This is a genomic window from Cupriavidus phytorum (genome assembly GCF_003254285.1).
GTDB classification, from domain to species: Bacteria; Pseudomonadota; Gammaproteobacteria; order Burkholderiales; family Burkholderiaceae; genus Cupriavidus; species Cupriavidus phytorum.
On the sequence record NZ_QKZN01000008.1, the window covers coordinates 17587 to 29856 of the forward strand.

Consider the following 12270-nt stretch of genomic DNA (forward strand, 5'->3'; position numbering starts at 1 on the left):
ATTTTATCAGGTGCTATGCTGACATCATGCGCAAGGACGGCCACCGACCACAATCCGCCCCGGCGGCCGCGCCAGATCGTGCCCGAACCGGCGCGGCATCCCGCCCCGGGGACGCCGCCCACCGTTCTCCGTCAAAGGAAAAACCATCATGCTGATCACCTTCAAATCCCACGCCGCGCAGGACCTGATCATGATGAAGGACCTGGCCGTGACGCTCCTGGGCATCATCGGCAAGCATCTCGGGGAACGGGGGGTGATCACCGTCGAAGAACTGCCGCACGCGATCCACAAGCTCGAAGCGGCCGTGGCCGATGCGCGCCGCGTACATCCGGCCGACACCGCGGTCGAACCCCGGCCCGATGCCGACGAGGAAGAGGAAGAGCCGCTGCACCTGGGGCAGCGCGCCTATCCCTTCCTCGACATGCTGCGCGCCTCGCAGCGTGAAGGGGCCAATGTCCTCTGGGGGGTCTGAACATTCCGCGGGCCGCAAGGCGCTGAGCGCCGCTGCGGGCCAGTCCACCGCCCGCGGATAAAAAAACACCCGGCGTCACAACTGGCGGCCGGGCTTCCGGACGAGGGTTCCGGAAAGGGGGGAATTCCGGCGGAGCCCGGCTGGCAGGCCAACTGGATCTCCGCGTCAGGTGTTGTCGGCTAATCCGCGCGTTTATTCCTCATCGGCATGGTGCCGGCCGTTGGCCAGCAACAGCCCGATCACCGCGCCGACGGCGGCTGCGATCGCCACCGCCTTCAGCGGGGATTCGGCCACGCGGTGCTGGGCCTGCACCACCGCGCCATCCACGCGTTCGCGCGCGCGCATCATGCCGTCGGCAGTCTGGGCGCGCAGGCGATGCGCCATGTCGCTGGCGCGTTCGCGCAGGCGGTGGCCGGCCTGCAGGCTCTCGGCAGAGCCCTCGCGCGCCAGCACCTGGATGGTGTGCTCGAGCTGCGAGATCAGCGACTTGACTTCGCTGGACACCGGCGCCGCAGCCTCGCGCGTATCGCGCGCGGCATGCTTGATATGGCGGATCGCACTGTCGGCACTGTCGGACAGGTGGTTCAGTTCCTTCCGGACTTTAGGGTTCTGCGTCAGCATACGGTCTCCTCAGGTTCGGGTCGACGAGGGCGTGATGCCGGCTTGCGCCGGCCTTATCGTCCCCTGCGAACGAGTCCCATCACCGCGGCGACCAGCGCCACGACCAGGAAGATGAAGAACAGGATCTTGGCGATTTCGACGGCGCCGGCGGCAATTCCGCCGAAGCCGAAAATCGCGGCGATCAGGGCGATGACGAAAAATACGAGTGCATATTGCAGCATGGCTAGGCTCCCGAAGATTTCGGACCAGGCCAGGCGCACTGGCTGGGCCCATGTGAGGCTTGCGCCAACGGGTGCAAGCTCATAGCCTCATCGTAGAAAGCCACGCTTCGTGCCAATACCGACAGGCAGCCGATTCCACTGTCAGCCAAGTCCTACAACGCCTGCCGGGCGCCGCGCGGGCCCCGCGCAGCACGCGCAACCGGGCTGCCGTGCGGGCGCGAAGCGCGATGCGGAAGCCGGCGCCGGGTTGACCCATGGCGGTCGATGTGATTCCATGGGCCCTCCCTTGGCGCCGCGACGGGCGAGCGCGCCTTCTCGATAGGAATTGCCCCATGTTCAAGCAGTCATTTCTCCCTCACACGCTGTTGCTGGCGGGCGGCATCCTGCTGACCCTGGCAGTGCTGGTGGCGTCGGAAACCGGCAATATCCGCCTGCGCGAAAGCTATACCGACGTGATCCGCTCGCAGCGCCTGCAGACCGAGCTGGCCGCGCTCAACGGCGAGCTGGTCAATGCCGAGGCCGGCCAGCGCGGCTTCCTGCTGACCGGCAAGGAAAGCTACCTGGAGCCGTACTACAAGGCGCTGCCGCGCATCGCCGAGCTGATGGCGCAGATCCGCGCGGGCTACGCCAATGACCCCGAAGGCCTGAAGCAGTTCGGCGACACCTCCAAGCTGGTCAACAGCAAGCTCAACGAGATGGCGCTGACGCTGGTGTACGGCAAGCGCGACCTGGAAGTGGCGCTGGACCTGATCCGCACCGACTACGGCAAGCAGACCATGGACAACGCGCGCCGCGGGCTCGACCAGCTGCAGGCGCGCGAGGCCGGCGCGGTCTCGCACCGGCTCGAGGGCGCCGAGAACGACGTGCAGCTGTCGCGCTACGGCATCGGCCTGCTCACCGCCATCAACATCATCCTGCTGATGGCGGTCGGCATCGGCCACGCCAAGCGGCTGGCGATGGCCGAGGCGGTGCGCACCCAGCTGGAAGAGGAAAGCGTGCGGCTGGACCGCAAGGTGCGCGCGCGCACGCGCCAGCTGTCGGCGCTGGCGGGCCACCTGCAGCGCGTGACCGAAGACGAGAAGACCCGGCTCGCGCGCGAACTGCATGACGAACTGGGCGCGATCCTGACCGCGATCAAGCTGGACCTGCACTGGGTGCGCCGCAAGGTACAGGCGGACCAGCCGGTGGCGGCCGAGCGCCTGACGCGCGTGATGCTGCACGTGGACCAGGGCATCCAGATCAAGCGCCGCCTGATCGAGGACCTGCGCCCCACCGTGCTGCTCAACCTGGGCCTGCGCGCGGCAGTCACTCAACTGGTCGAGGAAGTGGGCGCGCGCAACAACTGGGAGACCGACGTCAGCGTGCCCGAAGACCTGCCAGCACTACGCGACGAAGCCGCGATCGCGCTGTACCGCATCGTGCAGGAATCGCTGACCAACGCCAGCAAGTACTCCGAGGCCCGGCACGTCGAGGTGTCGCTGGCGTGCCAGGGCGAACTGCTGACGCTGACCGTGCGCGACGACGGCAAGGGCCTGCCGCCGGACTTCGACGCTGGCAGCACCGCCGGCCACCACGGCCTGTTGGGGATGGAACAGCGCGTCACCGCGCTGGGCGGCAGCATGCGGATCGATTCGTCGCCGGATGCCGGGGTCCGGATCCGGATCGAGGTGCCGCTGACCGCATCGGTGCTGGCGCCCGCTGAAGAACCGGAGAGCCCGGAGCCGGCACGGGCCTGAACGGGCCTGAACGGGCCTGAACGGGCCTGACGCGTCAGGGCTGAAGCGCAGCGTGTTCCTCGATCACGCGGAACACCTGCTCCAGCTCGAGCGACTTGTCGAAGAAGTAGTCGGCGCCCGCCTCGGCGCACTGGCGCCGGTACATCTCGAGCTGGGCATGGTTGGTGTAGACGATGCGCACGGTGCCCGTGCCGGCGCGCTGCATCGCGCGCAGCACGTTGATGCCGTTACCCTGGCGCAACTGCAGGTCGACGATGGCGACGTCGTACTTGCCGGCGGCGAGCAGGCGCAGCGCCAGGGCTTCAGTATCGGCCCAGTCGACGTTCTCGATAAACGGGAAATCCTTCAGGTATTCGAGCAGCATGCCGCGCAGGACCGCCGAATCTTCAATCAGCAGCACGTTCAGCGCCCGGTAGGAAGTGTTCGAATCCTGCTCCGACATATTTTGTATTGCGGGTCCCTTCCGGGGCGGCCCGCGCGGGGCCGCGATTGAACTGCTATTCCACCAGGCCGTTCTTGATCGCGTAATAGGTCAGGTCGGCGTTGGTCTTCATGCCCATTTTCTCCAGGATGCGCGAACGGTAGGTGCTGACGGTCTTGACGCTGAGGAACAGCTCGTCGGCGATCACCGAGACCGACTGCCCGCGCGACAGCTTGCAGAAGATCTGGAACTCGCGCTCGGACAGCATCTGGTGCACCGGCTGCTCGGTCGGCTTGTCGAGCCCGCCGATCAGCAGGTCGGCCACCGTGGCGCTGACGTAGCGGCGGCCCTGCGCCACCGTGCGGATCGCCTTGACCAGGTCGTCGGGTGCGCTTTCCTTGGTCAGGTAGCCGGACGCGCCGGCACGGATCAGGTTGATCGCGTACTGGTCTTCCGGGTATGTCGACAGGATCAGCACCGGCAGGTCGGGCTTGCGCTGGCGGATCAGCTTGAGCACATCGATGCCATTGCGGTCCGGCATCGAGATGTCCAGCACCAGCACGTCGAACTCGGCATCGCGCAGCTGCGCCATGACTTCGTCGCCACTGCCGGCCTCGCCGGTCACCTGGATATCGGGTTCTTCGGAAATGAACTGACGCAGCCCGGCACGCACAATCTCGTGGTCGTCGGCGATCAGGACGCGGATCATGTGGGGCTCCACGGGTTTAACGGACCGGCACTTCGGCCCGGTGCACGTCGGGTGCAGGCGGAACCGCTTGCGATGTTGTCATTGTAGTGCCGCGCGCGCGCTCAGGCTGTCGGTGTCAGGCTGACAATGCGGCGTGGCGGCAAGGCCGGCGGCGGGCACGCCGCGGGCAACTTCAGGCTGCCGCAAAAGCAAAGCGGGACGGATAGGATCCGTCCCGCTTTGCTGCGGCGCGTCAGGCCCGTGCACTTCCCTGGAGGGGGCCTGGCGCCGCCGGCACCGGTAGAGGCTGGGGCTAGTACTGCAAGCGACTATCCGGGTGCTTACTGCGCGGGTGCTTACTGCGCGGGTGCTTACTGCGCGGGTGCTTACTGCGCGGGTGCTTACTGCGCGGGTGCTTACTGCGCCTTCGCGCCGGCTTCCGCGCCGGCACTGACGCCCACGTTCGCGTCGGCCTTCGACTTCTTGGTCGACTTGGCGGCGTGCTTGCCATGCTTGGCCTTGCTGCCAGCCTCTGCCTTGGCCGAGCCGGTGGCGTCGACGGCGGTGCCGGCGCTCTTGTCGACGGCGGCGCCCGCGGTCGACAGGCCCTTGTCAGCGGCGGTGCCCGCTGCCGACAGGCCCTTGTCGGTCGCCGCGCCGGCGGTCGACAGGCCCTTCTCGGCCGCGCCCGCGGCACCCGTGGCGGCACCGCCGACGGCGTTCAGGCCACCCTGTGCCGCCGCGGCGGGCGAGGGCGTGGTCACCGAGGCACCGACGTCGGCCTTGGCGCCGACGGCAGCGCCGGTACCTTGGGCCATGGCCAGCGAGGAAGCCGCGGCGATCGACAGGGCGGACAGGGAGAGCAGCAGTTTCTTCATGGACAGAACTCCTTTCAGGATGCCCCACGGCGAACAATTCGCCGCGGTGATCACGCTGGTGATTGCGTGTATCGAGCCCTCAGTCTAGGGAGCCGGGTTGCGGCGGTCTGTGAGCAGTTGAAAGGCACTGTAAGGAGTTGTGAGGCGGCCCGCACGCCACCCTGGCGGCGCCGTGCGGGCCATTCGCTCCGCTTTTCCTGCTGCATCAAAGGGCTGGCGGCGGAGCACCGCCGCCGCCGTTGCCGCCCGGGCGTCGCACCCGGTTACAGGTTGGGCGCGAGCGCGCGCGCCAGCGCGGCGCGGTCTTCGTGGCGGCGGGCCGCCATGTCGTCGAGCTGGTCCTGGCCGATCTTGCCGATGGTGAAGTAGGTCGACTCGGGATGCGCCAGGTAGAAGCCGCTGACCGAGGCCGCCGGCGTCATCGCCAGCGACTCGGTAATGCCCATGCCGATCTCGGCCGCGTCGAGGAATTCGAACATCGGCCCCTTGACGGTGTGCTCCGGGCAGGCCGGGTAGCCGGGCGCGGGACGGATGCCGCGGTACTTCTCGGCGATCAGCTCGTCGTTGCTCAGCGCCTCGGCGGCGTCGTAGCCCCACAGGTCCTTGCGCACGCGCTCGTGCAGGCATTCGGCGAAGCCTTCGGCGAGGCGGTCGGCCAGCGCCTTGAGCATGATCGCGCTGTAGTCGTCGTGGTCGGCCTCGAACTGGGCTTCCTTCTTGTCGACACCCAGGCCCGCCGTCACCGCGAACACGCCGACATAGTCGGCGATGCCGCTGTCCTTCGGCGCGACAAAGTCCGCGAGACAACGGTTGGGCCGGCGCACGCCGTCGACCACCGGGCGCTCGCTCTGCTGGCGCAGGTTGTGCCAGGTCAGCGCGACCTTGCTGCGGGTCTCGTCGGTGTAGATCTCGATATCGTCGTCGTTGACGGTATTGGCCGGCAGCAGCGCGATCACGCCGTTGGCAGTGAGCCAGCGGCCCTGGATCAGGCGCGACAGCATCGCCTTGCCATCCGAGAACACCTTGCGCGCCGACTCGCCGACGATCTCGTCGTTGAGGATGTCGGGGAATTTGCCGGCCAGGTCCCAGGTCTGGAAGAACGGGCCCCAGTCGATGTAGTTGGCCAGCTCGGCCAGGTCGTAGTTGCGGAACACGCGGCGGCCGATGAACTTCGGCCTCGGCGGCACGTAGCGGCTCCAGTCGATCGGCGTCTTGTTGGCGCGCGCCTGCGCCAGCGTCACCATCGGCGTGGCCTTCTTGTTGGCGTGCTGGGTGCGGATGCGCTCGTAGTCGCTCTTCAGCTCGTCCAGGTACCGGGCCGCGCCCTCGTCCGACAGCAGGCTCGACGCCACGCTGACCGAGCGCGATGCGTCCGGCACGTACACCACCGGGCCTTCGTAGTTGGGCGCGATCTTGACCGCAGTATGCACGCGCGAGGTGGTGGCGCCGCCGATCAGCAGCGGGATCTTCTTCACGCGGAAGTAGTCGTCGCGCTGCATCTCGGACGCCACGTAGGCCATTTCTTCCAGCGACGGCGTGATCAGCCCGGACAGGCCGACGATGTCCGCGCCCTCGACCTTGGCCTTGGCCAGGATCTCGTTGCACGGGACCATCACGCCCATGTTGACCACTTCGAAGTTATTGCACTGGAGCACCACCGAGACGATGTTCTTGCCGATGTCGTGCACGTCGCCCTTGACCGTGGCGATCACGATCTTGCCGCGCGCCTTGACGTCGCCGCCGGCCTCGGCCAGCAGGCGCTTCTCTTCCTCGATGTAGGGCAGCAGGTGCGCCACCGCCTGCTTCATCACGCGCGCGCTCTTGACCACCTGCGGCAGGAACATCTTGCCGGCGCCGAACAGGTCGCCGACGATGTTCATGCCATCCATCAGCGGGCCTTCGATCACCTCGATCGGGCGGCCGCCGCGCGCCGCCACCTGCTGCCGCACTTCCTCGGTGTCTTCGACGATAAAGGTGGTGATGCCGTGCACCAGCGCATGCGCCAGCCGTTCGGCCACCGGCACCGGCTGCTCGGGCGTGCCGCGCCAGGCCAGGTTCTCTTCCTTCTTCGCGCCGCCGCCCTTGTAGCGGTCGGCGATTTCCAGCAGACGGTCGGTGGAATCCTCGCGACGGTTCAGCACCACGTCTTCGACGCGCTCGCGCAACTCGGGATCGAGCTGGTCATATACGCCAAGCTGGCCGGCGTTGACGATGCCCATGTCCATGCCCGCGCCAATGGCGTGGTACAGGAACACGGTGTGGATCGCCTCGCGCACCACGTCGTTGCCGCGGAACGAGAACGACACGTTGGAGACGCCGCCGCTGACCTTGGCGTACGGCAGGTTCTGCTTGATCCAGCGCGTGGCCTCGATGAAGTCCACCGCGTAGTTGTTGTGCTCCTCGATGCCGGTCGCGACCGCGAAGATGTTCGGGTCGAAGATGATGTCTTCCGGCGGGAAGCCGACTTCATTGACCAGGATGTCGTAGCTGCGCTGGCAGATCTCGGTCTTGCGCGCGAAGGTGTCGGCCTGGCCCTGCTCGTCGAAGGCCATCACCACGGTGGCGGCGCCGTAGCGGCGGATCAGCTCGGCATGGTGACGGAACTGTTCCTCGCCCTCCTTCAGCGAGATCGAGTTGACCACCGGCTTGCCCTGCACGCACTGCAGCCCGGCCTCGATCACCTCCCACTTGGACGAATCCAGCATGATCGGCACCCGCGCAATGTCGGGCTCGGACGCGATCAGGTTCAGGAAGCGAACCATCGCGGCCTTCGAGTCCAGCATGGCCTCGTCCATGTTGATGTCGATGATCTGCGCGCCGTTCTCGACCTGCTGGCGCGCCACCGCCAGCGCCTCGTCGAACTGGCCGTTCAGGATCATGCGCGCGAAGGCCTTGGAGCCGGTCACGTTGGTGCGCTCGCCGACGTTGACGAACAGCGTGTCGTCGTCGATGGTGAAGGGCTCGAGGCCGGACAGGCGCATCGGGCGCGGGGGCAGTTTGTTCTCGCTCATGTTGTCAGGCTCTCGGGCTCAGGCGGCGTCGCGGTACTGGCCGGGCCAGCTGCGGGGTTTCTTGTCGGCCACGCGCTGGGCGATGGCGGCGATATGCTCGGGCGTGGTGCCGCAGCAGCCGCCCACCAGGTTGACCAGCCCGGAGGCGGCGAACTCTTCCACCAGCGACGAAGTGACCTCGGGGGTTTCGTCGAAACCCGTGTCGCTCATCGGATTCGGCAAACCCGCGTTGGGGTAGCACGACACCGCGGCGTCGCAGATCTTGGCCAGCTCGGCGATATACGGACGCATCAGCGTCGCGCCGAGCGCGCAGTTCAGGCCGAAGGTGACCGGCCGCGCGTGGCGCAGGCTGTTCCAGAACGCTTCGACGGTCTGGCCCGACAGGATCCGGCCCGAGGCATCGGTCACGGTGCCCGAGATCATCACCGGCACGCGTTCGCCGGTGTCCTCGAACAGCTGGTCGATGGCGAACAGCGCGGCCTTGGCGTTGAGCGTGTCGAAGATGGTCTCGACCAGGAACACGTCGGCGCCGCCCTCGAGCAAGGCCTTGCCCTGTTCGTAGTACGACTCGCGCAGCTCCTCGAAGGTGACGTTGCGCGCGCCGGGGTCGTTCACGTCGGGCGAGATGCTGGCGGTCTTGGGCGTCGGGCCGAAGGCGCCGGCGACGAAGCGCGGCTTGTCGGGCGTGCTGTACTTGTCGCAGGCAGCGCGCGCCAGGCGCGCGGCCTCGACGTTCATCTCGTACGCCAGCCCGGCCATCTTGTAGTCTTCCTGCGCCACGCGCGTGGCGCCGAAGGTATTGGTCTCGATCAGGTCGGCGCCGGCGGCCAGGTATTGCTCGTGGATCTCGCTGATGACCTGCGGGCGCGTCAGCAGCAGCAGTTCGTTGTTGCCCTTGACGTCGACCTTGTGGTCGGCGAAGCGCGTGCCGCGGTAGTCGGCTTCGCTCAGCTTGTAGCGCTGGATCATGGTGCCCATGGCGCCATCCAGGATCAGGATGCGTTCTTGCAGCAGCCGGGGCAGCTCGGCAGCCCGGGTGTAGGGGCGCGGTGCGGCCGCGCGGGAATCAGGGGCACTCATGGCGGGGAACTCTGGAAAGGCGGGGCCGGCGGAGCTTCGACGGTAGGCCGCGGTGGCCGATGGCGGCCAAAGAGGTGCGATTTTATCAGGTGTATCAAGGCCTTGCGGGCGCCGTCGGTTGCCTGCCGGACGCTCCGGCGCCTACACTGAGAGACGTAAACATCACCGTCCGGCGGCCTGCGCCGCGCCCCCTCCGTCCCGCTTCCGACCATGCAACACCTGTCCCCTACCGACGCCCACGCCTTGCTGGCGCAATCGCCCGAGACGCTCTTCATCGACTGCCGCAGCGAGATGGAATACCTGTTCGTCGGCCATCCCAAGGGCGCGCACAACGTGCCCTGGAACGACGGCCCGGACTGGGAGGTCAACCCGCATTTCGTGCAGATGGTGAAGAAGCTCGCCGGGCAGGCGTCGGCGCGGCCGGTGCTGCTGATCTGCCGCAGCGGCAACCGCTCGTCCGCGGCGGCCCGCGCGCTCGAGGGCGCGGGGTTCTCCAACGTCCAGTTTGTGCTGCACGGCTTCGAGGGCGACCTCGACGCGGAGCGTCACCGCAATACGCTCAACGGATGGCGCCACGACGGGCTGCCGTGGGAGCAGTACTGAGGCCATCGCGTTCGGCCGCAAGCAAGCAAAAGCCCGCCGAAGCGGGCTTGGTATTCGTCGCAAAACCGGGCGGGCGGCGGCTCGGGGCACCGGCCCGGCGAAGCCGCTCAGTGCATCACCAGCGGGTGCGTCATCACATTGTCGAACTTGCCGAGGAAGTCATCGACCTCCTCCACCGACGGCTCGCTTTCGATCAGCCGCTTGACGTCGGCACGGAAGCTCTCGGCGAGCTGGCCGCCAAGGAAAATCTCGCGCTTCAGGTTCTTGTCGACGATTTCGTAGCCGCCGAACTCCAGCGGCGCTTGCTCAACATCCGCACCGAACTCGACGATGCAGTAGTTGTCACTGTTGTAGATCATTTGCATGGCACACCTCCTGGGCGTCATGGATGGGCGGCTCGCCCTTGTGGTTCTTGCCTCAGTTGTTGCCATGAGGGGGCGCCGCGGCTTTACCTCCAAACTTGGGGTGACCGGCGGGATATCAAGTTATTCACAAGTTATTCGGTGCCTGTCACCACGTTGCCACGATTTTCTGCCTTACATGAATTGGGCATCGGCCAATGCAACAAGTTTCTTGAGCCTGGAACATCAGTGTGTTGCTTGTCACGGAACGTCGCACTGGCCCCCGCATGCGGCGCTCCCCAGGAAGGCGTCCAGCGCGGCGTGGAAGCGTTCCGGCTGCTCCACGTGCACCAGGTGCGCCGCTTGCGGCACTACCTCGAGCCTGGACCCGGAGATCGCCGCGGCAATGCTCTGTGCCATCGCCACGGTGGCGCCCTGGTCCTGCTCGCCCGCTACTACCAGCGTAGGACAATGAATGCGGGAAAGCGCGCCCGCCAGGTCGAAAGCCATGATGGCCTCGGCCACACCCACGTATCCACGTACCGGAGTCGCCACCAGCATGTCGCGGATACGCAACACTTCGTCCGGATGTGACGCATGGAACGCCGGCGTCAGCCAGCGTCCGAGGGTGGCGTCGGCCAGACCCGCCATGCCGTGGGCCTCGGCCTGGCCGATGCGGTTGTGCCACATCGGGTGGGCTTCCATCGGCGTCTGGCTGTTGGTCGCCACCAGCGTCAGTGACAGCAGCCGTTCGGGATGGCGCAGCCCCATGCTCTGCCCGATCATGCCGCCGACCGAGATGCCGCAGAAGTGCGCCTGCGGAATCTGCAGCGCGTCCATCACCGCGACCACGTCGTCGGCCAGCCGCGTCATGGTGTAGGGGCCGAGCGGGGCATCGCTGGCGCCATGGCCGCGCAAGTCGGGGCGCACCACGCGGTAGCGGCCGGCCAGGTGCCGGGCCGTAACGTCCCACAGGGTATGGTCGGCCGCCAGGGCGTGGGTCAGGATCACCCATGGCCCGTCGGCGCCGTCCAGGCGCACGTGCAGGTCGGCGCCGTCGGCATGGATGCGGCGGGTTTCGGTGGGCGGCGTGGCAACGGTCATGGCTGGGACTCCTTTCGGTCAAGCATGCGTTGGAAATGCGCAAACCTGCAGCGCTACGGTCCTTCCTTGCCGCGGTACACCAGGTCGATCTGGGTGCCGTCGGGCTCGGTCTGGCGCAGCCGCACCGGCATCCAGCCGAGCGACGGTGCCAGCCAGACCTCGACGCGGCGCCGGTCGTTGGGGCGGCGCGGCAGCCGCACAAAGTGCTTGGCGCGCACCACGCCCTGGCCGGTGTCGACCTCGACCTCTCCAACATACTGCACTTGCATCGGTTCCACATCCCGGGTGTCTGCCACCTGGAACGATTCCGTCACACCGGGCGTGACGTAGCGCTGCGGATTGCCGCGCACCAGCCCCACCAGCTGCAGGAAGACGCTGAAGCGGTCCTGCGCGCCGGGCGGGAACGGCGCCTGCGCGCCCGAGGCAAAGGCCACGGTGCCGGCCGCGGTGTCGATGCGCGAGGCCTCGACCTTGTTGCGGCGGCGCTCTTCGTAGCGCTCCGGCAGCAGCCCCTGCTCGGCCAGCGCGCCGCTGCTCTGGAAGGCAAAGCGGAACCACAGCACGCGGGTCTCGACCGCGAGCCGGTAGCGGCTGCCGTCCTGCTCCCAGCGGATCAGGCCGTCCGGGTTCTGCACGCCGTTGACGAAGCTGGCGTAATGCATGGTCGCCGACGGGGGCGCGCTGTAGCGCACGCCGTTGACGCCGCCCTGCGGGCCGCCGGACGGGGCCGGGGCGGCGGCTGCGGGCGCGGCCGCGCTGCCTTCGCCGCCACTGCCGGCGGCCATCTCGGTAGCGCCCTGCGGGCTGGTGGCAAGCGGCGGCGCCGGCTCGGGCGCGGGTGCGGGCACTTCCGGTTCGGGCCGCGGTGCCGCGGGCTTGGGCTGCGGGCGCGGGGCGCGCGCGATCGGTCGTGGCTTGGGTGGGGCCGGCGGCGCCGGCGGCGGCAGCAGCACGGCTTCCAGCGTGGGGGTATCGCTGACATCGACCGGGATCAGCGGCCCGGGCATGCGCACCAGGCCCACCACCGCCAGCAGGTGGACCAGCAGCACCAGCACAATCACAAAGATCCAGCGGCGCCGGCGCCAGACGCGGGG

Annotated in this window: 13 protein-coding genes; 3 read left to right on the top strand and 10 right to left on the bottom strand. The window is 67.7% G+C overall.

Annotation, left to right across the window (positions count from 1 at the left end; translation table 11 throughout):
- The first annotated feature begins 148 nt into the window (after nt 1-148).
- On the top strand, nt 149-472 hold the full coding sequence (locus tag C7416_RS19840; protein WP_111520519.1) for a DUF1840 domain-containing protein: 324 nt from the start codon (nt 149-151) through the stop codon (nt 470-472).
- A 192-nt stretch (nt 473-664) separates the two neighbouring features.
- Here the strand turns inward: C7416_RS19840 and C7416_RS19845 are convergent, their stop codons facing one another.
- Nucleotides 665-1093: a DUF883 family protein gene (locus C7416_RS19845; RefSeq protein WP_111520520.1), complete on the bottom strand. Its 429-nt coding sequence runs from the start codon at nt 1091-1093 to the stop codon at nt 665-667.
- Between the two features lie 53 nt (nt 1094-1146).
- A complete protein-coding gene (locus C7416_RS19850) occupies nt 1147-1314 on the bottom strand; it encodes a DUF1328 domain-containing protein (RefSeq protein ID WP_010812883.1) in 168 nt (55 codons plus the stop codon).
- 332 nt (nt 1315-1646) lie between these two features.
- On the opposite strand from C7416_RS19850, the gene C7416_RS19855 reads away from it, so the two are divergent.
- The gene (locus C7416_RS19855) at nt 1647-3050 is read left to right on the top strand and encodes a sensor histidine kinase (protein ID WP_111520521.1); all 1404 of its coding nucleotides are present in this window, start codon (nt 1647-1649) and stop codon (nt 3048-3050) included.
- A gap of 34 nt (nt 3051-3084) precedes the next feature.
- Here the strand turns inward: C7416_RS19855 and C7416_RS19860 are convergent, their stop codons facing one another.
- From C7416_RS19860 to C7416_RS19880, 5 genes are all read right to left on the bottom strand, one after another.
- Nucleotides 3085-3492, bottom strand: a complete 408-nt coding sequence (locus C7416_RS19860; protein WP_111520522.1) for a response regulator — start codon at nt 3490-3492, stop codon at nt 3085-3087.
- 55 nt (nt 3493-3547) lie between these two features.
- A complete protein-coding gene (locus C7416_RS19865; RefSeq protein WP_018006648.1) occupies nt 3548-4180 on the bottom strand; it encodes a response regulator in 633 nt (210 codons plus the stop codon).
- Nucleotides 4181-4575: 395 nt separating this feature from the next.
- Complete coding sequence (locus C7416_RS29195) at nt 4576-5037, bottom strand: hypothetical protein (RefSeq protein WP_181461279.1); 462 nt, start codon at nt 5035-5037, stop codon at nt 4576-4578.
- Nucleotides 5038-5300: 263 nt separating this feature from the next.
- Nucleotides 5301-8048, bottom strand: coding sequence for a methionine synthase (gene metH, locus C7416_RS19875; RefSeq protein WP_111520523.1), 2748 nt, complete (start codon nt 8046-8048; stop codon nt 5301-5303).
- Nucleotides 8049-8066: 18 nt separating this feature from the next.
- On the bottom strand, nt 8067-9128 hold the full coding sequence (locus C7416_RS19880) for a homocysteine S-methyltransferase family protein (protein ID WP_111520524.1): 1062 nt from the start codon (nt 9126-9128) through the stop codon (nt 8067-8069).
- Between the two features lie 210 nt (nt 9129-9338).
- Here C7416_RS19880 and C7416_RS19885 point away from each other — a divergent pair, with 210 nt between their 5' ends.
- Nucleotides 9339-9731 (top strand): rhodanese-like domain-containing protein, encoded by a 393-nt coding sequence (locus C7416_RS19885; RefSeq protein WP_111520525.1) that lies wholly within the window; start codon nt 9339-9341, stop codon nt 9729-9731.
- 107 nt (nt 9732-9838) lie between these two features.
- Here C7416_RS19885 and C7416_RS19890 read toward each other — a convergent pair whose 3' ends face one another.
- From C7416_RS19890 to C7416_RS19900, 3 genes are all read right to left on the bottom strand, one after another.
- The gene (locus C7416_RS19890; RefSeq protein WP_012351433.1) at nt 9839-10096 is read right to left on the bottom strand and encodes a BTH_I0359 family protein; all 258 of its coding nucleotides are present in this window, start codon (nt 10094-10096) and stop codon (nt 9839-9841) included.
- A 237-nt stretch (nt 10097-10333) separates the two neighbouring features.
- Complete coding sequence (locus C7416_RS19895) at nt 10334-11176, bottom strand: alpha/beta fold hydrolase (protein WP_111520526.1); 843 nt, start codon at nt 11174-11176, stop codon at nt 10334-10336.
- Between the two features lie 53 nt (nt 11177-11229).
- Nucleotides 11230-12237: a DUF3108 domain-containing protein gene (locus C7416_RS19900; RefSeq protein ID WP_240988131.1), complete on the bottom strand. Its 1008-nt coding sequence runs from the start codon at nt 12235-12237 to the stop codon at nt 11230-11232.
- Between the last annotated feature and the right edge of the window lie 33 nt (nt 12238-12270).